This window comes from Kitasatospora sp. NPDC101157, from assembly GCF_044768255.1.
GTDB lineage: Bacteria > Actinomycetota > Actinomycetes > Streptomycetales > Streptomycetaceae > Kitasatospora.
Window position 1 is genome coordinate 260,742 of the sequence record NZ_JBIWPL010000009.1, and the last position, 25,899, is coordinate 286,640.

At 72.4% G+C, this 25,899-nt stretch carries 21 protein-coding genes and 1 pseudogene; 13 read left to right on the top strand and 9 right to left on the bottom strand.

Translation table 11 applies throughout. From position 1 onward, the window contains the following. Positions 1 to 230 precede the first annotated feature (230 nt). The 5 genes from ACIRVF_RS20780 to ACIRVF_RS20800 all read left to right on the top strand — a co-directional run bounded on the left by ACIRVF_RS20780 (position 231) and on the right by ACIRVF_RS20800 (position 8,961). On the top strand, positions 231 to 4,535 hold the full coding sequence (locus ACIRVF_RS20780) for a HAMP domain-containing protein (protein ID WP_402819588.1): 4,305 nt from the start codon (positions 231 to 233) through the stop codon (positions 4,533 to 4,535). Then, complete coding sequence (locus ACIRVF_RS20785; RefSeq protein ID WP_402819591.1) at positions 4,532 to 6,970, top strand: SpoIIE family protein phosphatase; 2,439 nt, start codon at positions 4,532 to 4,534, stop codon at positions 6,968 to 6,970. The genes ACIRVF_RS20780 and ACIRVF_RS20785 overlap by 4 nt, the downstream gene beginning before the upstream one ends. A gap of 106 nt (positions 6,971 to 7,076) precedes the next feature. Continuing rightward, positions 7,077 to 7,955: an RNA polymerase sigma factor SigF gene (locus ACIRVF_RS20790; protein ID WP_402819594.1), complete on the top strand. Its 879-nt coding sequence runs from the start codon at positions 7,077 to 7,079 to the stop codon at positions 7,953 to 7,955. 47 nt (positions 7,956 to 8,002) lie between these two features. Beyond that, positions 8,003 to 8,398, top strand: coding sequence for an STAS domain-containing protein (locus ACIRVF_RS20795; RefSeq protein WP_402819597.1), 396 nt, complete (start codon positions 8,003 to 8,005; stop codon positions 8,396 to 8,398). A gap of 119 nt (positions 8,399 to 8,517) precedes the next feature. Next, positions 8,518 to 8,961: an ATP-binding protein gene (locus ACIRVF_RS20800; protein WP_402819600.1), complete on the top strand. Its 444-nt coding sequence runs from the start codon at positions 8,518 to 8,520 to the stop codon at positions 8,959 to 8,961. Between the two features lie 119 nt (positions 8,962 to 9,080). Here ACIRVF_RS20800 and ACIRVF_RS20805 read toward each other — a convergent pair whose 3' ends face one another. Next, the gene (locus tag ACIRVF_RS20805; protein WP_402819603.1) at positions 9,081 to 9,479 is read right to left on the bottom strand and encodes an STAS domain-containing protein; all 399 of its coding nucleotides are present in this window, start codon (positions 9,477 to 9,479) and stop codon (positions 9,081 to 9,083) included. Between the two features lie 10 nt (positions 9,480 to 9,489). Then, on the bottom strand, positions 9,490 to 9,798 hold the full coding sequence (locus ACIRVF_RS20810) for a hypothetical protein (RefSeq protein WP_402819606.1): 309 nt from the start codon (positions 9,796 to 9,798) through the stop codon (positions 9,490 to 9,492). Between the two features lie 163 nt (positions 9,799 to 9,961). On the opposite strand from ACIRVF_RS20810, the gene ACIRVF_RS20815 reads away from it, so the two are divergent. The 3 genes and pseudogenes from ACIRVF_RS20815 (at position 9,962) to ACIRVF_RS20825 (ending at position 12,126) form a co-directional block, all read left to right on the top strand. Next, on the top strand, positions 9,962 to 10,318 hold the full coding sequence (locus ACIRVF_RS20815; protein ID WP_402819609.1) for a helix-turn-helix transcriptional regulator: 357 nt from the start codon (positions 9,962 to 9,964) through the stop codon (positions 10,316 to 10,318). A 350-nt stretch (positions 10,319 to 10,668) separates the two neighbouring features. Next, positions 10,669 to 11,186 (top strand): annotated as a pseudogene (locus tag ACIRVF_RS20820) (pyridoxal-dependent decarboxylase); the annotation flags it as partial. A gap of 70 nt (positions 11,187 to 11,256) precedes the next feature. Further along, complete coding sequence (locus tag ACIRVF_RS20825; RefSeq protein ID WP_402819612.1) at positions 11,257 to 12,126, top strand: class II glutamine amidotransferase; 870 nt, start codon at positions 11,257 to 11,259, stop codon at positions 12,124 to 12,126. Positions 12,127 to 12,178: 52 nt separating this feature from the next. On the opposite strand, the gene ACIRVF_RS20830 is transcribed toward ACIRVF_RS20825, so the two are convergent. Beyond that, a complete protein-coding gene (locus ACIRVF_RS20830; protein WP_402819615.1) occupies positions 12,179 to 14,227 on the bottom strand; it encodes an APC family permease in 2,049 nt (682 codons plus the stop codon). A gap of 137 nt (positions 14,228 to 14,364) precedes the next feature. Then, positions 14,365 to 15,723: an MFS transporter gene (locus ACIRVF_RS20835; protein ID WP_402819618.1), complete on the bottom strand. Its 1,359-nt coding sequence runs from the start codon at positions 15,721 to 15,723 to the stop codon at positions 14,365 to 14,367. A 259-nt stretch (positions 15,724 to 15,982) separates the two neighbouring features. On the opposite strand from ACIRVF_RS20835, the gene ACIRVF_RS20840 reads away from it, so the two are divergent. The 4 genes from ACIRVF_RS20840 to ACIRVF_RS20855 all read left to right on the top strand — a co-directional run bounded on the left by ACIRVF_RS20840 (position 15,983) and on the right by ACIRVF_RS20855 (position 19,667). Then, entirely contained in the window at positions 15,983 to 17,131 is a 1,149-nt protein-coding gene (locus ACIRVF_RS20840; protein WP_402819621.1) for an alkene reductase, read from the top strand. Between the two features lie 36 nt (positions 17,132 to 17,167). Further along, positions 17,168 to 18,136, top strand: a complete 969-nt coding sequence (locus ACIRVF_RS20845) for an NAD-dependent epimerase/dehydratase family protein (protein ID WP_402819624.1) — start codon at positions 17,168 to 17,170, stop codon at positions 18,134 to 18,136. Beyond that, the gene (locus ACIRVF_RS20850; protein ID WP_402819627.1) at positions 18,133 to 18,684 is read left to right on the top strand and encodes a GNAT family N-acetyltransferase; all 552 of its coding nucleotides are present in this window, start codon (positions 18,133 to 18,135) and stop codon (positions 18,682 to 18,684) included. The genes ACIRVF_RS20845 and ACIRVF_RS20850 overlap by 4 nt, the downstream gene beginning before the upstream one ends. Positions 18,685 to 18,857: 173 nt before the next feature. Continuing rightward, the gene (locus tag ACIRVF_RS20855; protein ID WP_402819630.1) at positions 18,858 to 19,667 is read left to right on the top strand and encodes an aminoglycoside N(3)-acetyltransferase; all 810 of its coding nucleotides are present in this window, start codon (positions 18,858 to 18,860) and stop codon (positions 19,665 to 19,667) included. Positions 19,668 to 19,747: 80 nt separating this feature from the next. Here the strand turns inward: ACIRVF_RS20855 and ACIRVF_RS20860 are convergent, their stop codons facing one another. From ACIRVF_RS20860 to ACIRVF_RS20875, 4 genes are all read right to left on the bottom strand, one after another. Next, positions 19,748 to 21,289: a M1 family metallopeptidase gene (locus ACIRVF_RS20860; protein ID WP_402819633.1), complete on the bottom strand. Its 1,542-nt coding sequence runs from the start codon at positions 21,287 to 21,289 to the stop codon at positions 19,748 to 19,750. A 149-nt stretch (positions 21,290 to 21,438) separates the two neighbouring features. Next, on the bottom strand, positions 21,439 to 22,311 hold the full coding sequence (locus tag ACIRVF_RS20865; protein ID WP_402819635.1) for a sulfurtransferase: 873 nt from the start codon (positions 22,309 to 22,311) through the stop codon (positions 21,439 to 21,441). A 137-nt stretch (positions 22,312 to 22,448) separates the two neighbouring features. After that, positions 22,449 to 22,775 (bottom strand): hypothetical protein, encoded by a 327-nt coding sequence (locus ACIRVF_RS20870; RefSeq protein WP_402819638.1) that lies wholly within the window; start codon positions 22,773 to 22,775, stop codon positions 22,449 to 22,451. 181 nt (positions 22,776 to 22,956) lie between these two features. Further along, positions 22,957 to 23,583 carry a polysaccharide deacetylase family protein gene (locus ACIRVF_RS20875; RefSeq protein ID WP_402819641.1) on the bottom strand — a complete coding sequence of 209 codons (627 nt, stop codon included), beginning with the start codon at positions 23,581 to 23,583 and terminating at the stop codon, positions 22,957 to 22,959. 440 nt (positions 23,584 to 24,023) lie between these two features. Here ACIRVF_RS20875 and ACIRVF_RS20880 point away from each other — a divergent pair, with 440 nt between their 5' ends. Next, complete coding sequence (locus ACIRVF_RS20880; RefSeq protein ID WP_402819644.1) at positions 24,024 to 24,881, top strand: SAM-dependent methyltransferase; 858 nt, start codon at positions 24,024 to 24,026, stop codon at positions 24,879 to 24,881. Positions 24,882 to 24,912: 31 nt separating this feature from the next. On the opposite strand, the gene ACIRVF_RS20885 is transcribed toward ACIRVF_RS20880, so the two are convergent. Next, positions 24,913 to 25,782, bottom strand: coding sequence for an Fpg/Nei family DNA glycosylase (locus ACIRVF_RS20885; protein WP_402819647.1), 870 nt, complete (start codon positions 25,780 to 25,782; stop codon positions 24,913 to 24,915). Positions 25,783 to 25,899 lie beyond the last annotated feature (117 nt).

The window sequence follows — 25,899 nt, forward strand, 5'->3', positions numbered from 1 at the left end:
GGCCGGAGGCTGGTGGTCGCCACCGTTCGCGGGGTGCTGCCCGTCCGGCAGGGGCGGGGGCGGGGCATGTCGACACCGGCAGTGGTGCACAGAGTAACCGTGCTTTCTTTCCGGTTCTCCTCCCGATACCGGTAGCCTCCGACCGGTACGCGGTGTCCGCTGCGTCTTCGCCCGGTGTTCGAGGCGGCGCAGCGGGACGACCGGGATGCGCGGCAGAGAGGCGATGTTCGATGGCTGGCTCAACCCCGACCGAGAGTCCTCAGCGGGCCGACGGGCCGGCTGCGGTGCCGCGTCCCGCCGGAGAGCCGGAGCTGCGTCTGTTGCTGGCCGGTCTGACGGCGGTGCGGGACGGTGATTTCAGCACCAAGCTGCCGGGCGACGCCGACGGGGTGCTGGGCGAGATCGCGACCGTGTTCAACGGCATGGTCGACCAGCTGTCGCACTTCACCTCGGAGGTGACCCGGGTTGCGCGGGAGGTCGGCACGGAGGGCCGCCTCGGCGGCCAGGCGCAGGTGCCGGGGGTGTCCGGCACCTGGGAGGACCTGACCGAGTCCGTCAACGCGATGGCGGGCAACCTGACCACGCAGGTCCGGGACATCGCCCAGGTCGCCACTGCGGTGGCCAAGGGAGACCTCTCGCAGAAGATCACCGTGGATGCGCGCGGGGAGATCCTGGAGCTGAAGAACACCGTCAACACCATGGTCGACCAGCTGTCCTCGTTCGCGGGTGAGGTGACCCGCGTGGCGCGGGAGGTCGGCACCGAGGGCATCCTCGGCGGCCAGGCCGATGTGAAGGGCGTGTCGGGGACGTGGCGCGACCTCACCGACTCGGTGAACTTCATGGCGGGCAACCTGACCGGCCAGGTCCGGGCGATCGCCCAGGTGGCCACGGCGGTCGCGCGGGGTGACCTGTCGCAGAAGATCACGGTGACCGCCCGGGGCGAGATCCTGGAGCTGAAGACCACCATCAACACCATGGTCGACCAGCTGTCCTCGTTCGCGGGCGAGGTGACCCGCGTGGCCCGGGAGGTGGGCACCGAGGGCCGGCTCGGCGGCCAGGCGGACGTGCGCGACGTGTCGGGCACCTGGCGTGACCTGACGGAGTCGGTGAACGTGATGGCCGACAACCTCACCGCGCAGGTTCGCTCGATCGCGTCGGTGACCACCGCCGTGGCCGAAGGCGACCTCACCCAGAAGATCCGCGTCGACGCGCGCGGGGAGATCCTCGAACTGAAGGAGACCATCAACACGATGGTCGACCAGCTCTCGGCCTTCGCCGACGAGGTCACCAGGGTGGCCCGGGAGGTCGGCACCGAGGGCAACCTGGGCGGCCAGGCCACGGTTCGGGGCGTCTCCGGCACCTGGAAGGACCTGACGGACAACGTCAACGTGATGGCGTCCAACCTGACCGGCCAGGTCCGCTCGATCGCCCAGGTCGCCACCGCCGTCGCCAGGGGAGACCTCTCGCAGAAGATCACGGTCGAAGCCAAGGGAGAAGTCGCGGCGCTCGCCGGTGTGATCAACACCATGGTCGACACCCTCTCCGCGTTCGCGGACGAGGTGACCCGGGTGGCGCGCGAGGTCGGCACCGAGGGCACGCTGGGCGGCCAGGCCCGGGTGCCGAACGTGGCGGGCACCTGGAAGGACCTGACCGACAGCGTCAACTTCATGGCGCACAACCTGACCAGCCAGGTGCGCAACATCGCCCAGGTCACCACCGCGGTGGCCAACGGAGACCTGACGCGCAAGATCGACGTGGACGCGCGCGGGGAGATCCTCGAACTGAAGACGACCATCAACACGATGGTCGACCAGCTCTCCGCGTTCGCCGCGGAGGTGACCCGGGTGGCGCGCGAGGTCGGCACCGAGGGGCGGCTCGGCGGCCAGGCCGAGGTCGAGGGCGTCTCCGGCACCTGGAAGCGGCTGACCGAGAACGTCAACGAGCTGGCCGGCAACCTGACCCGGCAGGTCCGGGCGATCGCCGAGGTCACCAGCGCCGTGGCGGCCGGCGACCTCACCCGGTCGATCACCGTGGACGCCTCCGGCGAGGTCGCCGACCTCAAGGACAACGTCAACTTCATGGTGGAGTCGCTGCGCGAGACGACCCGCGCCAACGAGGAACAGGACTGGCTGAAGACCAACCTCGCCCGCTTCTCCGCCCTGATGCAGGGCCGGCGCGACCTCGGGGTGGTCGCGGAGTCGGTGATGGACGAACTCGCCCCGCTGGTGGGCGCGCAGTGCGGCGCGTTCTACCTCGCGGAAGAGGGCCCCGACGGCACCGTCCTGCAACTCGTCGGCTCCTACGCCTTCCCCGACGGCGAGCGCCCCACCCGCTTCCGCCTGGGCGAGTCCTTCGTCGGCCAGGCCGCGCGCAGTCGCCGCACCATCAGCGTCGACACCATCCCGGCCGAGTACCTCGTCGCCTCCTCCGGTCTGCTGCGGGCAGGGTCGCTGTCCCTGGTGGTGCTGCCGATCGTCGTCGAGGACCAGGTCCTGGGCGTCATCGAACTGGCCTCCGTCCAGCCGTTCACCCAGGTCCACCGGGACTTCCTGGAACAGCTGATGGAGACCATCGGCGTCAACGTCAACTCCATCGTGGCCAACGCCCGAACCGACGAGCTGCTCGACGAGTCCCAGCGGCTCGCCGCCGAACTCCAGGCCCGTTCCGGGGAACTCCAGGCCCGGCAGGAGGAACTGCAGGCCTCCAACGCCGAGTTGGAGGAGAAGGCCGAGCTGCTGGCCACGCAGAACCGCGACATCGAGACCAAGAACCTGGAGATCGAGCAGGCCCGCCAGGAACTGGAGGACCGCGCCCACCAGCTGTCGCTGGCCTCGAAGTACAAGTCGGAGTTCCTGGCCAACATGAGCCACGAGCTGCGCACCCCGCTCAACAGCCTGCTCATCCTGGCCCAGTTGCTCGCCCAGAACCCCACCAGGAACCTGACCGCCAAGCAGGTCGAGTACGCCGGCATCATCCACTCCGCCGGCTCCGACCTGCTCCAGCTCATCAACGACATCCTCGACCTGTCCAAGGTCGAGGCCGGCAAGATGGACCTGAACGTCGACGCGGTGCCGCTGCGCGCGCTGCTCGACTACGTCGAGGCCACCTTCCGCCCGATGACCGGGCAGAAGAACCTCGCCTTCGCCGTCCACACGGCCACGGGGGTCCCGGGTGAGCTCCTCACCGACGACTACCGGCTGCGGCAGGTGCTGCGCAACCTGCTGTCCAACGCGGTCAAGTTCACCGAACAGGGCGGGGTCGAGCTGCACATCGAGCCCGCCACCGAGGCCGAACTGCCCGACGGCGTGCGGCGCAGCGGCCCGGTGCTCGCCTTCCGGGTGACCGACACCGGCATCGGGATCGCGCCCCAGCACCTGGAGACCGTCTTCGGCGCCTTCCAGCAGGCCGACGGCACCACCAGCCGCAAGTACGGCGGCACCGGCCTCGGACTGTCCATCAGCCGCGAGATCGCCTTCCTGCTCGGCGGCGCCATCACCGTGGAGAGCACCCCGGGGCGCGGCAGCACCTTCACCCTCTACCTCCCGGCCGAACACCCCGACACGGCCGCCGTCGGCACCGCGCCGGCGGCCCCCAAGGCCCTGGAGGACGGCGACGCCCAGCCGGCCGTCGAGACGGCGCACGCGCCGGGTGCTCCCACCGACGGTCAGCCGCGGCGCCTGCTGGTCGTGGAAGGCCGTCCGAACGGCCTGCTGCGGATGGTGGCCGAGAGCGCCATCGCCGAGCTGCCGCGAACCTCGCAGCACGGCGTGGAGATCATCACCGCGGTCGGAGCCCAGGAGGCGGCGGCCACCCTGGCCACCCGGCCCTGCCACTGCGTCGTACTGGAACTCGACATGCCCAACGGTGCCGCCCTGGAGCTGCTGCGGGAGATGCACGCCGACCCGGCGCTGCACGCGGTCCCGATCCTCGCGCACCGCGGCCGCGCCCTCGCCGCCGACGAGGACCTCCCCGGCGGCGCCGGGAGGGTGGAGGTCATCTCCAGCCTGGACGAGCTGCGCGAGCGCATCGCCCTGCACATGAGCACCGACAGCCCCGGCGACATCCCCCAGCCGGGCCGCCGCACAGGGGTCGAATGGGGTGCGGACATCGACTCCTCGCTGACCGGCCGCACCGTTCTGGTCGTCGACGACGACGACCGCAACCTCTACGCGATCACCGGCATCCTGGAACTGCACGGGATGCACGTCCTCCAGGCCGAGAACGGACGCGCCGCGCTGGAGTGCCTCGCCGCCCACCCGGGGATCGACGTGATCCTCATGGACGTGATGATGCCCGAGATGGACGGTTACACCGCGACCGCGGCGATCCGCGCCATGCCCGAGCACCACGGCCTGCCGATCATCGCCGTCACCGCCAAGGCGATGATCGGCGACCGGGAGAAGAGCCTGGCCGCCGGAGCCAGCGACTACGTCACCAAGCCCGTCGACGCCGACGAGTTGGTCGTCCGCATCAAGGGCCACCTCACCGCGCAGCCCGCCGACAGCGCCACGAGCAGCTCGCAGGAGAACGCGTGAACCACCCCCTCGACCCCGTCCCGGCCGACGGCGGCGCCGCACCCGCGACCGTGCGGGTGGTGCCGCAACGTGACGGCGTCCGCGACCCCGGCCTGAGCCGGCTCGCCGCAACCGTGGAGCGCCTGCGGGAGGAACTCGCCCAGGCCCACTCGGACGCGGCAGGCCGTTCCCTGATCGAGCTGGCCGTGGGCATGCTCGTCGAGCGCCTGCGCTGCAGTCCGACCGAGGCGTCCGTCCAACTGGCCTCCCTGGCCGACCAGGCAGGCGTCCCGGTCCTCGACTTCGCCGCCGACCTGCTCAACCGGGCAGCATCGGACCGGATCTCCGCCGTGGCCCGTACCTTCGTCGCCTCCTCCGCCGGCCGTACGGACCCGGTCGCCCTGCGTCTTCGCACCGCACAGGCACACGCCCTCGCCGCACCCGACACCGAAGCCGCCGCCCGTTCCATGCTCGAACACGCCCTGCACCCCCTGGGGGCGGGCGCCGTCGCCATCTGGGCGGCCCACCCCGACCAGTCGCTGTCCCTGCGCGGCAGCGCGGGCTTCGGCCCGGCCGAGGCCCAGCGCTGGCGTCATGTGCCCCCCGGGGTCTTCACCCCGGCCCGGCAGGCCCTGGACCGACGCGCCACCGCGGCGGTCCCCGAGCTCGCCGGCGCTTCGCTGCCCTCGATCGGGCAGCACGAGTTCACCGGCGGCAGGCTCGCGGTGCCGGCCGGGCTCGGCGGCCGCCTGATCGGCGTGCTGGAGATCTGCTGGCGCGACGCGCTGCCCGAGCAGACCCGGCCGCTGCAGCGTCAGGTCGAGGCCCTCGCGGAGCTGGCCGCCGCGACGCTGGAGACCTGGACCGACGGCGAGGCGGACGCCGGCGCGGCCGACACCGAGTTCGACGCTCTGCGCCGGCTGACCGCCGGTGTCTTCGACCCCTGCCTGATCCTGCGCCTGGCACCGGACAGCACCGAGGCACCGCTCGAATTCGTCGTGCGCGACGTCAACCCCGCCTTCGTGGACTTCGCCGGCAGGCCCCCCAACACGGTTCTCGGCGCACGACTGCTGGAGGCCTACCCCCTCGCGGCCGAGCCGGGCGGCCTGGCAGGCAAGGTCGAGCACGTCTACGCCACCGGCGAGCCCTTCTGCACCCAGCGCATGCGCCTGGCCGCCATGGTCGACGGCGTACCCCTGTACACCCACGGACAGGTCAGCATCAGCCGCCACGGCCACCACGTGCTGATCACCTGGCGGCTGGAGGACGGCATCACCCCCGTCGCCCGCCTCCTCCAGCACGCCCAGCGCCTGGGCCGGATCGGCGGCTTCGAGGAGAACCTCCGCGAGGGCCACATCGCCTGGAACGACACCCTGTTCGAACTGTACGGACTGCCGCCCACCGCCCAGCCGATCCCCCTGGAGCACCTGGGCGAGCACGCCCACCCCGACGACCGCGACACGATCGACCGCTTCCTGCGCACCCTCCTGCACCACCAGCGCCCCGCCTCCACCGGCTTCCGCCTCCAACGCCCCGACGGCGTCACCCGCCACATCCGCGTCGTCGCCGAACCCGTCCACGACCCCGACAGCGGTGTGCAGATCGTCCGCGGCGCCTACCAGGACATCTCCGCCCAGCACTGGACCGAGGTCGCACTCGCCGCCACCCGCGACCAACTCGCCCACAGCGAACAGCAGGCCGCCGAACGCAGCCGCCTCACCCTCCAGCTCCAGCACGCCATCATGCCGCCCAGCCGCGGCCCGCTCGATCTCCCGGACCTCCACGTCGCGGTCCGCTACCGCCCCGCGGAGAAGGACCACCTCGTCGGCGGCGACTGGTACGACGCCCTCACCCTGCCCTCCGGCAACGTCCTGCTGTGCGTCGGCGACGTCGCCGGACACGGCATCGACGCGGCCACCGGCATGGTCGCCCTGCGCAACGCCCTGCGCGGCCTGGCCGCCACCGGCGCCGGCCCGGCCCAACTGCTCAGCTGGCTCAACAGCGTCACCCACCACCTCACCGACAACGTCACCGCCACCGCGGTCTGCGGGCTCTACGAACCGGCCACCCGCCGGCTGCGCTGGGCCCGCGCCGGCCACCCGCCGCCCGTTCTGCTGCGCCGGGGCCGCGCGGAGACCCTGCCCCAGATCGGCGGCATCCTGCTCGGCGCGCTCGACCACGCCGACTACGAGGAGCACGAGGCCCAGCTCGAAGCAGGCGACACCCTGGTCATGTTCACCGACGGGCTCATCGAACGACGCGACCAGTCCGTACACGCCTCCCTGGAAGCCCTGGTGGCCCTGACGGAGAAGGCGAGCCGCCCCGCCCAGGGCGGCCAGGCGGCCCTGGAGGCCGCGCTGGACCACCTGCTGCGCTACAGCCCGGCGGACACCGACGACGACACCTGCCTGATCGGCATCCGCGTGGGCGAAGGCCCCGCCGGTGGAGTCGCCTGAGCCGTGGTCCCCGCAACCCCGCAAGACCTTCACACGGCGGGCGTGCATGACAACAGCGGTCGGGGGCAGACGGGAACGGGCCCGCCCCGGCCAGGAGAGGAACACGATGACGACGCGAACCGCAGCACCCGCGCCGGCCGCCCGGCCGGTCGACACCACGAACGCCGTCCGCCGCCACGTCGCGCCGGAACTGGCCGGCGTGGACAGCCCCCGCGATCTCGCGCCCTCGGACGCGCGGGAACTCACGCGGGTTCTGCTGAAGCGGCTCGCGCTCCTCGAAGAGGGCACCCGCGAGTACTCCTACGTCCGCTCGACCCTGATCGAGCTCAACCTGTCCCTCGTCCGCTACGTGATCCGCCGCTTCGACGCCCAGCGCGAGCCCCACGAGGACCTGCTGCAGGTCGGTGCCGTCGGCCTGATCAAGGCGATCGACCGCTTCGACCCCGACCGTGACGTGGAGTTCTCCACCTTCGCCATCCCGACCGTCCTCGGCGAGATCCGCCGCCACTTCCGCGACACCACCTGGGCGGTCCACGTCCCCCGCCGGCTCCAGGAACTGCGCATCACCCTCGCCAAGGCCCAGGACGACCTCACGACGCGGCTCGACCGCGCACCGACCGTCGCCGAACTCGCCGCCCATCTCCGCCTGTCCGAGGAGGAGGTGATCGAGGGCCTCACGGCCGCCAACGCGCGCTCCACGGGATCCCTCGACTTCGGCAGCGCCGAGGACGACGGAAGCGGCAGCTCCCTCGCCGACCGGCTCGGCCAGGAGGACTCCGCGATCGCCCTCACCGAGAACCTCGTGGCCCTCAAACCCCTCATCGCCCGACTTCCCGAGCGTGAACGGCTCATTCTCTCCCTGCGCTTCACCGACGAACTGACCCAGTCGCAGATCGGCGCACGGCTCGGACTGTCCCAGATGCACGTCTCACGTCTGCTCAGCCGCACCCTGAAGAAGCTGCGGGACGGTCTGGACGCCGCGTGAGCGCCACCGAAGCGAGAAGTTGAGGAAATCCGTTGGAGGGGACGAGAATGCCGGCCCAGGACACGACCGCTGCTTCGCCGCCGGCGCCAACCGCCGCCACCGGTTTGACGGTCCAGGTGTGGCGCACCGCCGAGGGGGCCGCCGTGTGCGGCCTGAGGGGTGACCTCGACCTCGAAACCCTCCCCGAGGCCAGGACCGCGCTGGAAGGGGCAACCGTGTCGCGCCCCACGCTGCTGGTGGCCGACCTTGAGCAGGTGGGCTTCTGCGACTCCTCCGGCCTGAACCTGCTGCTGAGGACCCGCCTGAACGCGACCACGGCCGGCATCCCGTTCCGTCTCGCCGCACCATCACACGCGATCATGAGATTGTTGGACATCACGGGAGCCAACAGCGTCTTCTCCCTCCATACTTCTGTTGACGAGGCGCTCTCGGCGCCCCGGTGACACCAGCCTCCGTTCGGGCGGCGCGACCGTCCGGTCATCGCATCGAACGGCCCCCGCATGCTCCGGCCACGGCAGGGCACCCGGCCAGGAAGAGCGTCGAGCCGAAGGGACAGCCGCTCATGAACCCCAGCCGGGACCTCCTCGGCGACACGCCGGTCTCCGGCGTGGCCGCTCTGCCGGCCGGCGGTCAGCGGCGGCGCCTGCCACTGGCCGGCCTGCCCAGGCCGGTCGCCCACGCCCGGACGTTCACCGCCGCGGCCCTCGCCGACTGGTCCTGGCCCGACCCGGATCGCGCGAGCGACATCGTCCTGCTGGTCACCGAACTCGTCACCAACGCCGCGATCCACGCCGAAGGCCCCCTCGAACTGGTCCTGCACGCCTCGGCGACCTGCCTGCGCGTCGAAGTCAGTGACCGCTCACCGGCACTGCCCGCACCGCGCCGGCCCCGCCACCCCGGGCTGCCCGGGGGACACGGACTGTTCATCGTCCAGCAGACCTCCGACCGCTGGGGCACCGTCCCCCACCACCACGGCAAGTCCGTCTGGGCCGAGTTCGACAGGTGAGCCCGCCGGCCGTCGGGCCGTGTCGGTGGTTCAGCCGAGCCGGCCCGCACCGGCCCTCGGGGCTGACGGATGTCTTCCCCGTCGCCGGCCCTTGACCGGGCACGCCCGGGCCGGCCCGTTCAGTCGGACGTGTCCTGCCGCCTGAGCGGCGCCGGCCGGGACGGTGTCCGCGGCCGGTGGCCCCGCAGGGCGTCCTCGACGGTGGGGTGGACGGCGAACAGGTCCGTGGTCCCGGTCAGGTCCAGGACCCGCATCGTCCGCTCCGAGGGGGCCACCAGCACGAGGCGCACATCGTCGGCCATGGCACGCCGCCGGGTGGTCAGGAGCAGGTTGAGGCCGGTGGAGGTGAGCAGTTCCACTTCGGCCAGGTCGACGGCGAGCAGGCCGGGACGCTGGGCGAGGGCGGCGTTCAGGGCCTGGGCGGCAACGGGTTCGCTGTCCAGGATCATGTCCCCGGCGAACCGGCAGACCAGCGCCTCACCGAACCGGACGGTCTCTGACTTCAGGCAGGGCAGCACGGTCCTCTCCTCACCCGCGCAGGACCGGTTGGGCGGGCACCCGGAGGGCACCGGCGTCGCCGGCCGCGCCGTCCGGCTCCGGACACGGCGATGCGATGCGCTCCAGGTCCGCCCACAGGTCCAGGGCCCGCTCACGCAGTCCCACCACCGTGGAGCTGCCCGCCTCGACCGCACTGAGGTAGGCGTCTATGCCGGTCACCGCGTGGTACACCTGCCGGCGCAGCGGCTCCACCCGCCTCGCGTCCTCGCCCTGCCCGGGGGGCGTGCCGACCCGCTCGGCCAGCAGAAGCCTGAGCCGCTCCAGTCCTTCCCTGCTCATCGGGTCCACGTGCACCATCTCCAGACGAGGGCCGCCAAACGGGTCCGCCACGACGATCCGCGCGCCACCTTCACTGTTCGCCGATCCGCCAGACATGTCAACCGATGCACGAATTCATTGTCGTGTTTCAGCAGTCATGAAACACGAGTCTTATCGTGGAAACATGAACGACGCAACAGCGGCCGAACGCCAGTGGACCTTCCTGACCAACCACGCACGGGTCCTCGTCCAGATCGCCCGCGATCCCGGCATCCGCGTACGTGACATCGCCGCCCGCTGTCTGCTCACCGAACGGGCCGTCCAGCGCATCATCACCGACCTCGAACAGGCCGGATACCTCAGCCACGAACGCCGCGGCCGCACCAACCACTACAGCGTGATCGCGAGCAAGCAACTACGTCATCCCGCCGACGCCGGCCCCACCGTCGCCGAACTCCTCGCCACCCTGCTGCGGTCACCCGGCGACGGGCAGCACCACCCGGCTCCCGCCGTGCAGGACCCTCCTTCGACGCCGGCGTAGGTGGCGGTTCCCGCGGTCGGCGCGGCCGCCCCGGTGGCGCCGGCGTGCTGCCGGGTTTCGGGGGTACCCGGTGCACCGCCGGCCGCGCGGTCGAGCAGCGGTCCCTGACGAGTCGACGAGAGGACGCCGAGAAATGCCGCTCAAGCGAGCCCAGGACCACAACCACCCCAGCCGCGAGCTGGAGCTGGACCCGGTCTTCAGCCGTGAGCCCCTCACCGTCCCCCGCCACGCCCTCCCGAGGGGCGAAATGGAGCCGGAGACCGCCTACCAGCCGGTGCACGACGAACTCGTGCCGGACGGCAACGCGCGGCTGAACCTGGCGACCTTCGCGTCGACCTGGGCCGAGCCAGAACTACCTGGGCGGCGACATGCCCACGTTCGCGCTCAACTTCTCCCGCCCGGGCGCCCACGCCGTCGCCCGGTACTACAACTTCCTGCGCCTGGGCTTCGACGGCTACCGGCGCGTGCAGCAGACCTGCCGCGACGTCGCCACCCGCCTGGCGGGCGAGATCGCCGGGCCGGGACCGTTCGAACTGATCACCGACGGCAGCCGGACCCCGGTCCTCGCCTTCCGGGTCCGCGAAGGGATCGACGCCTTCAGCGTCTTCGACGCTCCGCCGCCCTGCGCGAGCGCGGCTGGCTGGTGCCCGCCTACACCTTCCCCGAGAACCGCACCGACCTGTCGGTCCTGCGGATCGTGGCTCGCAACGGCTTCGGCCACGACCTCGCCGACCTGCTGCTCGCCGACCTCAAACGCGTGCTCGAACGCCTGGAACGCCAGAACGGCCCGCAACGCGAAGCCGACGACGCGGGCGGCTTCGCGCACGGAGCCGAGACCAGGAACCCCAAGCGGCCGGGACGGAACTGACGCCGCGAACGGCACGGCCGCGACGGTCCCCGACGCGCCGCCGCGTGCCCCGAGGAGAGGCAGGACCCCCATGTGCCGCTTGTTCGGCATGAGCAGTGCGCCCCGGCGCAGCCGCGCGACGTTCTGGCTGCTGGACGCACCGGACAACCTGAGTGCCCAGAGCCGCCGGGAGCCCGACGGCACCGGGCTGGGCTACTTCACCGCCGACGGGACGCCGCAGGTGCACAAGGCCCCCCTCGCCGCGTTCCAGGACCGCGCCTTCGCCGAGGACGCGGCGACGGCGGAGTCGGCGACGTTCCTGGCCCACATCCGCTACGCCTCCACCGGAGCCCTGCGGGCGTCCAACACCCATCCCTTCGAACAGAACGGGCGGCTGTTCGCCCACAACGGGGTGATCGAGGACCTGGACCGGCTCGACGCCCATCTCGGGGCGGATCGGTCACTCGTCGAGGGCGACACCGACTCCGAACGCTTCTTCGCCCTGATCACCCGGGAGACCGCCGCACACGGCGGGGACGTCACCGCCGGCATCGTGGCCGCCGCCCGCTGGGCGGCCCAGCACCTGCCCCTCTACGCCCTCAACCTGGTCCTCACCACGGCCGACCGGCTCTGGGCCCTGCGCTACCCGGACACCCACGAACTGCACGTCCTCGAACGCCGGCCCGGCGGACACCACGGCAACCGCCACCTGGACCACACCGGCGCCGCCGGACGCATGCGCGTCCACTCCGGCGACCTCGCCGACACCCGGGCGACGGTGGTCGCCAGCGAACGCATGGACGACAACCCGCACTGGCGGCTGATGGAGCCCGGGGAACTCCTGCACGTGGGGCCCGACCAGACGGTCACGCGCCGCATCGTCCTGCCGCGGGAACCCGTTCACCGCCTGACCCTCGCCGACCTCCACCCCACGGCCGCCGCCTCCCAGCGGGCGGCCTGACGCCGGCTTCCCGGCGCCGCCGCGGCTCGGGCGTCGTCGACCGCCCGGTGCCTCACCTTCCCACCGGCGGTTCGGACTCGACGGTCGTTCCTCCTCGGCCTTCCCGCCCGGCCGCGCCCACGGCCGCACGGCACCGGTGTTCCCTGAGAGCCGCGGAGACGTCGAAGGGCACAATGGTGGCCGCGACGTGCGGGAGCCGACTGACGGCGTGCGCGATCGCGTCGCCGCTGCGGGCGTGCAGGAGCCGTCCCACGAGGGGCCCGTAGGCGCGACGCGGGATCAGCAGGGTGACCTCGGTGCGGCCGTCGGCGCTGATGCGGGAGGCGAGTCCGGCGATGGCGCGGTGCAGCCGCCGGTCCGGGCAGTCCACCAGGTCGAGGGGGATGTCCGCGGCCTGGCTGGTCTGCCAGGCGCGCTGGAGTTGCTCGGCGTGGGCGCTGTCGAGCGCGATGTGGACGGCCCGGAGGTCGTCGGGCCGCAGGGTGTGGGCGTAGCGCAGGGCGGTGATGACGGCCAGGTCCAGGCGGTCGACGAGAAGGAGGACGACGTTGCGTGACCGGGTGGCGGTCGTCGCCGTGGCGGGCGCCGCCTCCAGGACCGCGTGCTCCGCGCGGTAGCGCTCGTTGGTCCGGATGAGGGCCCACACCCCGATCGGGAAGACGACGACCACCGCCCAGGCGCCTTCGGTGAACTTGGTGACGGCGAAGATGACGACCACGGCGGCCGAGGCGGTCGCGGCCGCCGCGTTGACGGCGGCCTTGACCGTGCGGTGCTTCTCCCGGCGTCGCCAGTGGTACCTGGTCAGACCTGCGGTGGCCATGACGAAGCCGGTGAACACGCCGATGGCGTAGAGCGACACGAGCCTGGTCACGTTCCCACCGGTCACGAGCAGGAGCCCCAGGGACACGGCGGCGAGCACCAGGATCCCGTTGGAGAACGCGAGGCGGTGGCCGCGCAGGGTGAGCCGGCGGGGCAGGAAGGCGTCCTCGGCGACGAAGCTGGCCAGGAACGGGAACCCGTTGAAGGAGGTGTTCGCCCCGGTGTACAGGATCAGCGCCGTGGCCACCTGGACCAGCGCGAACATGACCTGGCCGAAGCCGCTCTGTCCGAAGACCAGGTGCGCCTCCTGCGCCAGCACGGTGGGGCTGCCGGACGTGAAGGGGACCGCACGGGTCTGCCACGCGAGCGTGGAGATCCCCAGGACCAGGGCGCCCAGGGTGGCGCTCATGATCACCAGGGTGCGGCGGGCGTTGGCGCCCTGCGGCGGCCGGAAGGCGCCCACGCCGTTCGAGATGGCCTCCAGGCCGGTCAGCGAGGACCCGCCGTTGGCGAAGGCCCGCATCAGGACGAACAGCGAGACACCCGCCACCATCCCCCCGCCAGGGGCGCCGACCGGCACCGCCCCGGCCGCGTGCAGGTCCGCGTCGCCCAGGCGCGGCAGGCTGCCCGTGGCCAGCCGGACCAGGCCCACGACGACGGTCAGGCCCGCGGCGAGGACGAACAGGTAGGTCGGCACCGAGAACGCCCGGCCCGCCTCCCGGATGCCCCGCAGGTTGCCGTAGCACAGCAGGCACACCACACCCAGGGTCACCCACAGCTTGTTCGGGCCGATGTCCGTGTGGAAGAGCAGTTGCAGCATGGAGGCGACCGCGTCCGTCCCGGCCGCGGTCTGCACCGCCACCGTGACGACGTAGTCGATCAGCAGCGCCACCGCCGCGACCTGGGCGACGCGCGGGCCGAAGTTCTCCCTCGCCACCACGTACGAACCACCCGCGCGGGTATAGGTCATGACCACGTCGCGATAGGAGAGCGTGAGCAGCACCAGCAGCGCCAGGATGACCCCGGTCACCGGCATCACCAGGGCGAAACCCGCCACGCCCGCCACCGGCACCAGCTGCGTCAGCATCTGCTCGGTCCCGTAGGCACTGGAACTGATGCAGTCCGGCGCGAGCACCCCCAGCGCCACCGGCTTCGACAGCTTCTCGTCCCGCAGCTGTGCCGTGACCAGCGGCGGCCCGAGCAGCAGCCTCTTCAGCCGGTAACCGAAGCGTTCCGGCACCCCGGTCGCCACCTGCTCGTGCGCCGGTGCCTTCCCCGTCACAGCCGCCACCTCGAACCGCCCTTCCCTCGCCCGCTCCCGGAGCGGTCGCGCCGCCAGCCAGTGCACGAGTGCCCCCGCGATCGCGGAACAATCCCCGCGCGGCCCGCGCGTCAGGTGCCTCCCCGAACCAGGGCTCGTCAGCCGACGACCGCCGCCGACGGCACCCCCACCGCGGCCCCCGCGGCCCCCGCCGAGGCCTCCAGCGCCGCGAGCCGCCGCAGGCTCGCCCGGCGCTGCACCGCGGCCAGACCGGTGGACGCCGCGCCGAGCGCCAGCCAGCCCACCGGACCGGCCGCCATCACCACGCCGGTCAGCAGCATCGGCCCGACCGACTTCTGCACCGACTGGGACATCCCCGCCACCCCCAGGTAGGAGGCCTTGGCCCCCGGCGGCGCCAGGCTGACCGCCAGTTCCCAGGAACTCACCGAGCGCATCAGCTCCGCGAGCGTGACCAGCGCCGCCGCGGCCAGCAGGGCGAGCGAGGCGGTCAGCGGCCCGCCGCCGGTGGAGAGCGCGATCAGTCCGCAGCTGGCGAGCAGCAGCACCCCGTACCAGCCGACCGCCGTGGTCGCCCCGCGCGGGTTCTCGGCCCAGGCGGAGACGCGCAGTTGGAGCACCACCACCATCACGGTGTTGAGGGTCAGGAAGGCCGGGACGACGGCGTGCGGCGCACCGGTGTGGTGGATCAGCCACAGCGGCAGGCCGACGTTGAGGACCGAGTCGTCCAGGCACATCGGCAGGTCCAGCAGCACGAACAGCAGGTAGCCGCGGTCGCGCCAGGGGCTCGGTACGGTCTCGCGCCCACCGCCCGCAACCCCGCCGGCCACCCCGCCGGCCATCCCGCCCGCCGGCTCCTGGGCGGGCGTGGAGGACGAAGGCGTCTCCGCCACCAGCCCGCGCCCGGCCGGCTCCGCCGTGCGCCGGATCAGCGCGGCGGCCAGCAGGTAGGAGAGCGCGTTGGCCACGATCAGCGCCCGGTAGGCGGTGGTGCTGCCCACCGCCAGCCCGATCGCCGCGAAGCCCGTACCGACCGCGTACCCGCCGTTGGCCACGCTGCGGAACAGCGCCTGGTACGTGGCGCGCCGCTCGCCCGCGACCCGGGTGGCGAACAGCATCTCCAGGGTCTTGGCCCCGCGCTCGGCCAGGCAGGTCAGGGCGACGGACAGCAGCAGCGCGGCGAAGCGGTCGACCACCAGCAGCAGGCCCATGGTGGCCACCCGCAGCAGGTGGCAGCCGATCAGCAGTGCGCGCACCGGCAGCCGCTCGGCCGCCCGCCCGGCCAGCGGCGAGCCGACGATCCCCGCGACGGCGCCCACCCCGAGCAGCAGTCCGAGGCGTCCGGCGTCCATTCCGCACACATAGGTGAAGTACAGCACCGAGGCCGCCGCCCACACCCCGCTGCCGGTCCGGTCCACGCCCTGAGCGAGCAGCATGATCCGCGCGTCCCGCCCACCCGGCGGCCGCCGCAGCTGCGCCCACAGTCCGTTCCCCCGCATGAGAAGACCCTCGTTCCGCGTCCACCATCAATCTCGACATCAAGATACTTCACGTCGAGAGAGTCATGGAACCCCGCCCCGGCCCCGGAGGCGCTGAGCCAGGCCATGACCGCCGACCCGGCCGCGCCCCCTCGCCCGGCCATGGCGGAATTCCTCTACGGTGTCCGGGAGTTGATCCTCACCGAGACTTCCGTCGCCGGCCAGGACGCCCACCCCGGAGGTTGAACCTCACACCAGTGTCAGGTTTTACGGTACCGGCATGACCACCACCACCGAATCCCTGCTCAGCCCGTACCGCCTCGGCGAGTTCACCCTCCCCAACCGCGTCGTCATGGCCCCGATGACGCGCTACCGGGCCGCCGAGGACGGTACGCCGCTGCCCCTCGTCGCCGAGTACTACGCCCAGCGCGCGAGCGCCGGACTGATCGTCACCGAGGGCATCTGGCCCAGCCGGGAGGGCCAGTCCGGCTGGCGCCTGCCCGGCCTGGAAACACCCGCGCACGTGGCCGGCTGGCGCACCGTCACCGAGGCGGTGCACGCGGCCGGCGGGCGGATCGTCGCCCAGCTGATGCACGGCGGCCGACAGGGCCACCCGCTGAACCGGCTGCTCGGCGACGTACCGGCCGGCCCCTCCGCCGTCCCGGCCCCCGGCCCGGTGCACGTCCGGGACGGCGGCAAGGCCGAGGCCGTCACGCCGCGGGAGATGACCCGCGCCGAGATCCGGCGCACCGTCGCCGACCACGTCACCGCCGCCCGCAACGCGCTGGCGGCCGGCTTCGACGCCGTGGAGCTGCACGGCGCCAACTCCTACCTGATCCACCAGTTCCTCGCCGACAACACCAACCTGCGCACCGACGAGTACGGTCCCGGCACCCTGGAGAACCGGCTCCGCTTCCCGATCGAGCTGGTCAGGGCCGTCGCCGAGGCCGTCGGCCCGCACCGCCTCGGTCTGCGCCTCTCCCCCGGCAACTCGCAGTTCGGCATGTACGAGGCCGACCCGGCGCCGGTCTACCGGGCGCTGCTGGCCGAACTCGACGGCCTCGGCCTGGCCTATCTCCACCTCACCGACAACGACGACTACCCGGCCCTCGAAGACCTGCGCCCCCGCTGGTCCGGCCCGCTGATCGCCAACGTCGGTGAGAACCGTGACGCCACCGACCGCGCACGCGGCGAGGCGGTGCTCGCCGCCGGACTCGCCGACCTGGTCTCCTACGGCCGCGCCTTCATCTCCAACCCGGACCTTCCGGAACGATTCGCCGCCGGAGCCCCGCTCACCCCCGTCGACGAGACCCACCTCTACGGCCAGACGGCCACCGGCTTCACCGACTACCCGAAGCTCTCGGACCACCCGACGCCCTCCGACCACCCCGAGCCCGCCGAGCGCCCGACGGCCCCGCACCTCCACTGACGAAGCCGGTTGACACCCGGTCATAGTCTGGAGCACATGCGGATCCTCGTCCTCGGCGGTACCTCCTTCGTCGGCCGCGCGATCGCCGCCGACGCCCTGCAGAACGGCGCCGAGGTCACCCTCTTCAACCGCGGCAGGACCAACCCCGGCCTCTTCCCCGAGGCCCGCCACCTCCTCGGCGACCGGGACACCGGCGACCACACCGCCCTGCGCGAGGGCGAGTGGGACGCCGTGGTGGACGTCAGCGGTTTCTGGCCCCGCCAGGTCGACCAGGCGATGGCCGTCCTCGGCGACCGGGTCGGCCGCTACCTCTTCGTCTCCAGCCACGCGGTCTACCGGCAGGGCGGACCCGCCACCTCCCCGGACGAGTCCGCCCCGCTCCGCGCGCCGCTGCGCGACGCGGAGGACCTGACCGACGCGACGTACGGCCGCCTCAAGGTCGCCTGCGAGCAGGACGTCACCGCCCGCTACGGCGACCGGGCGACGATCGTGCGCCCCGGCAAGGTCGCCGGTCCGTACGACGAGTCCCGCGGGCTGACGTACTGGGTGCGGCGGGCGGCGCGCGGCGGCCGGATCGCGCTGCCCGCGCGCCCCGAACAGCCCGTCCAGGTGGTCGACTCGCGCGACCTGGCCCGGCTGGTGCTCCGGCTGCTCCAGGACGGACGGCCGGGCGCCTTCCACGCCGTCGGCCCGGCCGAACCGACCACCCTGGGCGGGCTGATCACCACCTGCGCCGAGGTCGCGGGCAGCGAGATCGAGATCGTCCCCGTCCCGCCGGAGACCGCCCCGCCGCCGTTCTTCCCCCTGGTCCGGGCCGAACCGCTCTGGCCCGGTCAGCAGCGCGACCCGGCCCGGGCCCGCGCGGCCGGGCTGCCCGCCACCCCGCTCGCGGTCACCGCCGCCGACGTCCTCGCCTGGGACCGCGGTCGCGGCGAACCCCCGCTCGGCCACGGCTTCACCCCCGAGCAGGAGGCCCGCGTCCTGGCCGGGGCGGACGCCCGATGACCACCGGCCCGGCCGGCACCGCCGCACCGATGTCCGGCCCGCGCATCACCCCGATGCGCCCCGAGCACGCCGGGGCCGTCCTGGCGGTCTTCCAGGCAGGCATCGACACCGGCGACGCCACCTTCGAGACCACCGCCCCCACCTGGGATTCCTTCGACGCCGCCAAACTCCCCCAACACCGCCTGGTCGCCCTGGAACCCGGTGCCCCCGACGGCCCCCACGGCGACCGCCTCCTCGGCTGGGCCGCCGTCGCCCGCGTCTCCGCCCGCGCCGCCTACGCCGGTGTGGTCGAACACTCCGTCTACGTCGACCCTGCCGCCCAGGGCCGGGGCGTCGGACGGGCCCTGCTGGACGCCCTGCTCGCCTCCACCGACGCCGCCGGCATCTGGACCGTGCAGTCCGGCATCTTCCCGGAGAACACCGCCAGCCTCGCCCTCCACCGGCGCGCGGGCTTCCGGGTGGTCGGCACCCGCGAGCGGATCGGCCGGCTGCACGGCCGCTGGCGCGACGTGATCATGGTCGAACGTCGCAGTCCCGTGGTGGGCTGACGGAGGGCACCCCCTCCTGACCGGTTGTCAGTGCCACCCGCTATGGTCGGGCCCGAACAATCGGACCACACCGGTACGAATCCGCACCGGCACGCCCGATCGCACACCGGACCGCACCCGACCACCCAGCCCCGCACGCCACCGCGTGCGCCGCACCGCCACCAGGGGGGACCATGACCAATCCGGGCACCAGCCCGCTCACCACCGCCGACCTCGTGGACGGCTGGCGCCGGGTCGGCGTCCGCCCGGACATGGCACTGATCGTGCACTCCTCGCTCTCCAGCCTCGGCCCGGTCGAGGGCGGGGCGGCGGCCGTGGTGGCCAGCCTGCGCGAGGCCGTCGGGCCGGGCGGCACCGTCGTGGTGCCCACCTTCACCGGCGACACGGTGTGCGACCCGGTGCCCGACCACGCCGGCCTGCCCACCCCGGCGATCGCCGAACTCCGGGACGCCGTACCGCTGTTCCACCCCGAGCTGCCCTCCCGGATGGGAGCGGTCGCCGAGGCGCTGCGCGCCCTGCCGGAGAGCCTGCGCAGCACCCACCCGCAGGCCTCGGTCGCCGCCGTCGGCGCCCACGCCCGGGAGGTGACCGCCCGCCGCTCCTTCGGCTTCGCCGTCGGCCGGGAGTCCCCCTTCGGCGCCCTGCACGACCTCGGCGGGTACGTGCTGCTGGTCGGCGTCGGGCACAACCGCAACACCTTCCTGCACTACGCCGAGACCTTCGCCCCCAACCGCCGGCTCAAGCTGCGCCGCTTCCCGATGGCGATCCAGGGCGAGCGGGTCTGGCTCGAAGCGCCCGACGTCGGCAACGACGACGACACCCACTTCCCGGTCGTGGGGCGGGAGTTCGAGGAGCGGGCCGGCATCCGCGAGGTGCTGGTCGGCGCCGCGCCCTGCCGCCTGATCCCGGTCCGCGACCTCATACCCTTCGCCGTCCGCCGCCTCACCGAACTGCTCGCGGCGGACGGCTCCGGAGCGGCGTAGCCCGGCCGGCCACCCGTCCCGGACGACCGACCGGACCACGCCCGTCACCGGCTCACCGGCTCACCGAGACCCGAACGACGTCAGTGCGCCTCGTCGTGCACCGAGTTGGTCTCCTGGATCTTCTTCCAGGACTTCGGCTCCACGGGCAGCTGCCCCTTGCCCCGGTCCGCCACGTCCGCCCGCGCGCCGGGCGCCGGCGAAGCCGGGGCAGCGGCCCCCGGCGCCACCGGCCCGACGGCCGGCTTGGCGGCGGTGAACAGCCAGGTCCTGAAGACGTCCCCGAGCTTCTGCCCGGACACCTTCTCGGCGTACGCCTGGAACTCCGGGATCGTCGCGTTGCCGTACTTGCGCTCGGTGGGCCAGCCCTTGAGGATCCGGAAGAACTTCTCGTCCCCGACGGCGTTGCGCAGCGCCTGGATGGCCACCGCCCCCCGGTCGTACACCGCGGAGGCGAACTGGTTGTCCGGGCCGGGGTCGCCCGGCTTGACGGTCCAGAACGCGTCGTCGGCCGGGTGCGAGGCGTAGACGTAGTCGGCCAGCTCCTGCGCGGTGCCCTCGTTCTCGTGCTCGGACCAGAGGAACTGCGCGTACCGGGCGAAGCCCTCGTTCAGCCAGATGTCGCTCCAGCGCGACAGTGACACGCTGTCGCCGTACCACTGGTGGGCCAGCTCGTGCACGACCACCGAGGTGTTGGCGCCCTTCGAGAACTGCCGGGGGCTGTAGAAGACCCGGGTCTGGGTCTCCAGGGCGAAGCCGGTCGGGACGTTGGGAACGTACCCGCCGACCGAGCTGAACGGGTAGTCGCCGAAGTAGCCGCTCAGCCAGTCCACCAGCTCGCCGGTGCGCTCGACGCTGGACCGGGCCGCGTCCGCGTTGTCGCCGAGGTCCTTGCTGTACGCGTTGTAGACCGGCAGCCCGCCGGCCGTGGTGTCGGTGCTGATGTCGAACTTGCCGACGGCGAGCGTGGCCAGGTAGGTCGCCTGGGGCTTGTTCTCGCGCCAGCTGTAGCGGGTCCAGCCGGCCTGCGAGGACGTACCGGTCAGAATGCCGTTGCTGATCACCTGGTTGCCGTCCGGTACCTGCACCGAGACGTCGAAGGTGGCCTTGTCGCTCGGGTGGTCGTTGCTCGGGAACCACCACCAGGCCGACTCGGGCTCACCCGCCGCCACCGCGCCGTCCGGGGTGCGCAGCCAGGCCGTGAAGCCGTACTTCTTCACGGTGGACGGCACGCCCTTGTAGCGGACCACCACGGTGGCCCGGTCGCCCTTGGCCAGCGGCCGGGCCGGGGTGATCTCCAGCTCCTGTTCGCCGCTGGTGGCGAAGGCCGCCGGCCGCCCGTTGACCCGCACCTCGGAGACGTTCAGCGCGAAGTCGAGGTTGAACCGGGAGAGGTCCTGGGTCGCCGTGGCGAGGATGGTGGTGGTGCCCTCCAGTTCGTCGGTGGCGGGTTGGTACTTCAGCCTGATGTCGTAGTGGGAGACGCGGTAGCCGCCGTTGCCGTAGGTCGGGTAGTAGGCGTCGCCGACCCCGGCCGCGCCGGGTTGGAAGTCGGCGGCGGAGGCGGGGACGGCCAGGAACAGGCTCAGGGCACTGGCAGCAGAGACGATCAGCCTCTTGCGCAACGTGGTCCTCCAGGATCACCGGAACGATGGGTCGGATCGATCCATGTCCCGGCGGCCCGGGTTCCACGCCCTGATGATGAGATGTTCATGAAAAGAAACAAGCCGAAATGATACGGCCGCCCGAACCCCCGGCGACCCCGCCCCGGGCGTCACCCTCCCAGCGCCACCGGCGCCCGCACCAGCGAGCCGTACTCCGTCCAGGAGCCGTCGTAGTTCTTCACGTGCGGGTACCCCAGCAGCTCGGTGAGCGCGAACCAGGTGTGCGCGGACCGCTCGCCGATCCGGCAGTAGGCGATCACCTCGCGCTCCGACCCGACGCCCTTGCCCCCGTACAGCGCCCGCAGCTCCTCCGCCGAGCGGAACGAGCCGTCGTCGTTGGCCGCCTGCGACCAGGGCACGTTGACCGCGCCGGGAATGTGCCCGGGCACCTGGGCCTGCTCCTGCGGCAGGTTCGGAGGTGCGATCAGCTCGCCCCGGAACTCCGCCGGGGAGCGGACGTCCACCAGCACCGCGTCCGCGCCGGGCTTGGCGAACACCTCCGCCTTGGCCAGCACCTCGTCCCGCAGCGCCCGCAGCTCCGGCCGTTCCGGTCCGGTCAGCCGGTAGGTGGTGTGCTGGTAGTCCATCACCTCGTGGGTGAGCTCCCGCCCCTCCAGCTCCCACTTCTTCCGTCCGCCGTCCAGCAGCTTCACCGGCCCGAAGCCGCGCAGCCGCAGCAGCCAGTAGGCGTAGGCCGCGAACCAGTTGTTGTTGCCGCCGTACAGCACCACGGTGGTGTCGTCCTCCACCCCGGCCGCCCGCAGCAGGTGCTGGACGCCCTCGCGGTCCGCGTAGTCGCGGCCGACCTGGCTGTGCAGGTCGGTGGTCCAGTTCCAGCCGACCGCGCCGGGGATGTGGTCCCGGTCGTAGGCGGTGGTGTCCTCGTCGACCTCGACGACCCGGACCGTCCCGTCGTCCAGGTGGTGGGCCAGCCACTCGGTGCGGACCAGCACCTCGGGGTGCGCGTAGCCGTTGCCGGTCATCCCAGGCCCTCCTTCGCTCTGCCCAGGCTCCTCCGCCCGACCACGGGCACAGGCAGACCGCAAGGGCACGACGAGGCGCCGACGACCGGGCCGGACAGTTCGAAGCTACGCCGACCGTCCGGCCCGGGCCACTCCGCTCAGGAGAAGACCACCGAGCGCAGCTTCAGCCGGTCGCCGAGGATCTTCCCGGGGTTCATCACGTAGTAGGTGTCACCGCTGCAGTCGAAGTTCAGGAACACCGTCGCCGTCGAGCTGGTGAGGTTCTCCGGCGCGAAGGCGGGGTCCTTCTCGGTCGCGCCGAACAGGTTGATGCACTTGCCGCTCTGCGGGTCGGCGATGCCCGCCGGGACGCCCGGGCCGACCTTGTAGAGGAAATCGCCGACGGCAGCGTTCGCGGACGTCGGAACGGCGACGACGAGGGCGACGGCGCTGGCGGCGGCGAGCACGGCATTGCGGAGACGCATGACGAAAGGCCTTTCACGCGGCACTCGGAAGTGCCTGAGGAATTGGTGCGAGATCACCCTAGAGGCCAAAAAGTCGCAGAAACGGTTCTCCCAATACACTCGATCGGGTGGTTTAGCTGGCAAAGCCGCTACCTTCCCCATCGGCATATGCCGCCGATATCCGTTGTCCGACCTTCGCATTTCAGTTCGGCGGCGCCGTGAAGAGATACCCGGAATCGATCAGCGTCGGCAGGTAGGTCTTCAGCGCCGCCACCGTCTGCGAGCGGTCCCCGCCACCGTCGTGGTTGAGCACGATCGCCCCGGGCCGGACCTCCTTGAGGATCGTGTCGATGATCGCCGGCGTCCCCGGCCGCGACCAGTCCCTCGGGTCCACCGACCAGCCCATGTTCCGCAGCCCGAGGTCGGCGGACACCTTGAGCGACACCGGCGACCAGTCACCGCCCGGCGAGCGGAACCAGGTGGGCATCCGCCCGGTGATCCGGTGGAGCAGGTCGGAGGTGCGCTCCAGCTCGTCCCGCACCGCGCTCTCCGACATGTGCCGCAGGTCCGGGTGGGTCCACGTGTGGTTGGCGATGTGGTGGCCGCGGTCCGCGATCTCCCGCACCAGCGCCTGGTGCTCCACGGCGTTCTCGCCGATCATGAAGAAGGTCGCCCGGATCCCGTGCTGGTGGAGCAGGTCCAGTACGGCGGGCGTGTACTTGGGATCCGGCCCGTCGTCGATGGTGAGCGCCACCACCCGCTGCGCCGGGTCCAGCTCGTACACCGGCTTGTTCTCGGCCTCGCTGAGCGTCTTGCGAACGGGCTGCACGCTCGACGCGGAGGCCGACGCGGAGGCCGTCGCCGAGCCGGAGGCGGACGGCGGCGCCGGGGAGGGCACCGGGGACGAGGCGGACGCGGACGGCGACAGCGACCCCCCCGCGGGAACCAGCACCTCCCGCACGCCCGCCGCCGCTTCCTGCGCCGAGGAAGAAGCCCCGTCCCCACTCCAGGGGCTCCTGCAACCGGCGGCCGCCCCGAGCAGCGACATCCCACCCGCGACCAACAGCAACCTGCGCGAAGTGATCCGAGCGTTCATCGGAGACTTAATCTGACGATCAGACAGCATTCTGAATGCTTGCCCCGCCGGTCACCGCCCGTCCCGACCACCACTCCGACAGCCCACAAAGCCGACCGGAAGGGCCACCTCCCGTCAGGACCGCTACGCTGTGCCTTCCCCAGTGTGATGATCTGCCATCAGAGGACGTGGCCATGACGACAAGTCAGGACTTCCCCCAGCACGGTCCGCAGGACGACGCCGCCGAGCTGAGCCAGTGGGAACGTTTCGGAGTCGACACCACCACCCCGCACTCTGCGCGCGTCTACGACTACTGGCTCGGCGGCAAGACCAACTTCCCGCCGGACCGCGCCATGGGCCAGGCCATCGAGGAGGCCGTGCCCAGCGTCAAGGAGATGGCCAAGGCCAACCGGGCCTTCCAGGGGCGGGCCGTCCGCCACCTCGCCCGCGAACACGGCATCCGCCAGTTCCTCGACCTCGGCACCGGCATCCCCACCTCGCCGAACACCCACGAGATCGCCGAGGCGGTCAGCCCCGGCACGCGGGTCGTCTACGTCGACAACGACCCGATCGTGCTCGCCCACGCCCGCGCCCTGATGGTCTCCAGCCCGGCCAGCCGCACCACCTACATCCACGCCGACCTGCGCAAGCCCGAGGAACTGTTCGCCGACCCGGCGCTCACCTCCACGCTGGACCTCACCCAGCCGGTCGGCCTCCTGATGATCGCCGTACTGATGCTGATCGCCGACGAGGACGACCCCTGGGGCCGGGTCGCCGCCCTGCGCGACGCCCTGCCCGTCGGCAGCTGCCTCGCCCTCACCACCCCCACCCCCGACTTCGACCCGGAGGCGGTCGGCAAGGTCGCCGAGGCCGCCCGGGCCGGCGGAATGACCCTGGTGCCCCGCAGCTACGACGACGTGCTCCGCTTCTTCGACGGCTGGGAGCTGGTCGAGCCGGGCGTCGCCCCGGTCCTGGCCTGGCGCCCGGACGGCGAGCCCCCGGCCGACCCCAAGGCCGCCTACTACTGGGGCGGCGTCGCCATCAAGCGCTGACCCCCGCGCGACGCGGCTGTTGGAGCGGACCTCACTTCAACAGCCGCGACATCCGCCGGTCCGCCAGCGGCTTGCCCCCGGTCTGGCAGGTCGGGCAGTACTGCAACGACGAGTCCGCGAACGACACCTCCCGCACCGTGTCCCCGCACACCGGACACGGCTGCCCCGTCCGCCCGTGCACCCGCAGCCCCAGCTTCTTCTCGGCCTTCAGCTCCCCCGCCCCCAGGCCGTGCGAACGCTCCACCGCCTCCCGCAGCGTCCCGCCGAGCGCCTCGTACAGCCGCGCCGTCTCCTCCTCCGTCAGACTCGACGCCAGCTTGTACGGCGACATCCGAGCCGCGTGCAGCACCTCGTCCGAGTACGCGTTGCCCACCCCGGCCAACACGCTCTGGTCCCGCAGCACCCCCTTGATCCGCCGCCGGTCATCCCGCAACAACGCCGCGAACTCCTCCAACCCGAACCCCGGATCCAACGGATCCGGTCCGAGCCTCGCCACCCCGGGCACCTCCACCGGGTCCCGCACCACATAGACGGCCAGGCCCTTCTTCGTCCCCGCCTCGGTCAGGTCGAACCCGTCCCCCGCCTCACCCGCCAACCGCACCCGCAACGCCAGCGGATTCCTCGGCCCCGGCCGCGGCGGCTCCACGGGCAGGCTGTCCTTCCACCGCAGCCACCCCGCCCGGGCCAGATGAACAACCAGGTGCAACCCGCCCACCTCGATGTCCAGGAACTTGCCCCGCCGCCCCACCGCCCCGACCGTCCGCCCCTCCAACGCCGTCACCGGCGGGTCGTACGTCTTCAACGCACTGATCGCCACCGGCTGCACCCGAGCAACCACCCGCCCGGCCAACCGCTCCGCCAAGAAGACACTCAACGCCTCAACCTCAGGCAGCTCCGGCATGCGCCCAGTCTCCCCCACCCCCCCCCCGCCCCCGGGGGGCCCCCCCCCCCCGCCCCCCCCACCCCCCCCAGCCCCCCCGGCGCGCCCCCGCCGCGCGGGCCCGCGGGGGCGGGGGGC

What these genes read in the sequence shown, in the direction of transcription:
- ACIRVF_RS20780 (WP_402819588.1), top strand. Translation starts at nt 231, where the DNA reads ATGGCTGGCTCAACCCCGACCGAGAGTCCTCAGCGGGCCGACGGGCCG.
- ACIRVF_RS20790 (WP_402819594.1), top strand. Translation starts at nt 7,077, where the DNA reads ATGACGACGCGAACCGCAGCACCCGCGCCGGCCGCCCGGCCGGTCGAC.
- ACIRVF_RS20795 (WP_402819597.1), top strand. Translation starts at nt 8,003, where the DNA reads ATGCCGGCCCAGGACACGACCGCTGCTTCGCCGCCGGCGCCAACCGCC.
- ACIRVF_RS20800 (WP_402819600.1), top strand. Translation starts at nt 8,518, where the DNA reads ATGAACCCCAGCCGGGACCTCCTCGGCGACACGCCGGTCTCCGGCGTG.
- ACIRVF_RS20810 (WP_402819606.1), bottom strand. Translation starts at nt 9,798, where the DNA reads ATGAGCAGGGAAGGACTGGAGCGGCTCAGGCTTCTGCTGGCCGAGCGG.
- ACIRVF_RS20815 (WP_402819609.1), top strand. Translation starts at nt 9,962, where the DNA reads ATGAACGACGCAACAGCGGCCGAACGCCAGTGGACCTTCCTGACCAAC.
- ACIRVF_RS20825 (WP_402819612.1), top strand. Translation starts at nt 11,257, where the DNA reads ATGTGCCGCTTGTTCGGCATGAGCAGTGCGCCCCGGCGCAGCCGCGCG.
- ACIRVF_RS20835 (WP_402819618.1), bottom strand. Translation starts at nt 15,723, where the DNA reads ATGCGGGGGAACGGACTGTGGGCGCAGCTGCGGCGGCCGCCGGGTGGG.
- ACIRVF_RS20840 (WP_402819621.1), top strand. Translation starts at nt 15,983, where the DNA reads ATGACCACCACCACCGAATCCCTGCTCAGCCCGTACCGCCTCGGCGAG.
- ACIRVF_RS20845 (WP_402819624.1), top strand. Translation starts at nt 17,168, where the DNA reads ATGCGGATCCTCGTCCTCGGCGGTACCTCCTTCGTCGGCCGCGCGATC.
- ACIRVF_RS20850 (WP_402819627.1), top strand. Translation starts at nt 18,133, where the DNA reads ATGACCACCGGCCCGGCCGGCACCGCCGCACCGATGTCCGGCCCGCGC.
- ACIRVF_RS20855 (WP_402819630.1), top strand. Translation starts at nt 18,858, where the DNA reads ATGACCAATCCGGGCACCAGCCCGCTCACCACCGCCGACCTCGTGGAC.
- ACIRVF_RS20865 (WP_402819635.1), bottom strand. Translation starts at nt 22,311, where the DNA reads ATGACCGGCAACGGCTACGCGCACCCCGAGGTGCTGGTCCGCACCGAG.
- ACIRVF_RS20870 (WP_402819638.1), bottom strand. Translation starts at nt 22,775, where the DNA reads ATGCGTCTCCGCAATGCCGTGCTCGCCGCCGCCAGCGCCGTCGCCCTC.
- ACIRVF_RS20880 (WP_402819644.1), top strand. Translation starts at nt 24,024, where the DNA reads ATGACGACAAGTCAGGACTTCCCCCAGCACGGTCCGCAGGACGACGCC.
- ACIRVF_RS20885 (WP_402819647.1), bottom strand. Translation starts at nt 25,782, where the DNA reads ATGCCGGAGCTGCCTGAGGTTGAGGCGTTGAGTGTCTTCTTGGCGGAG.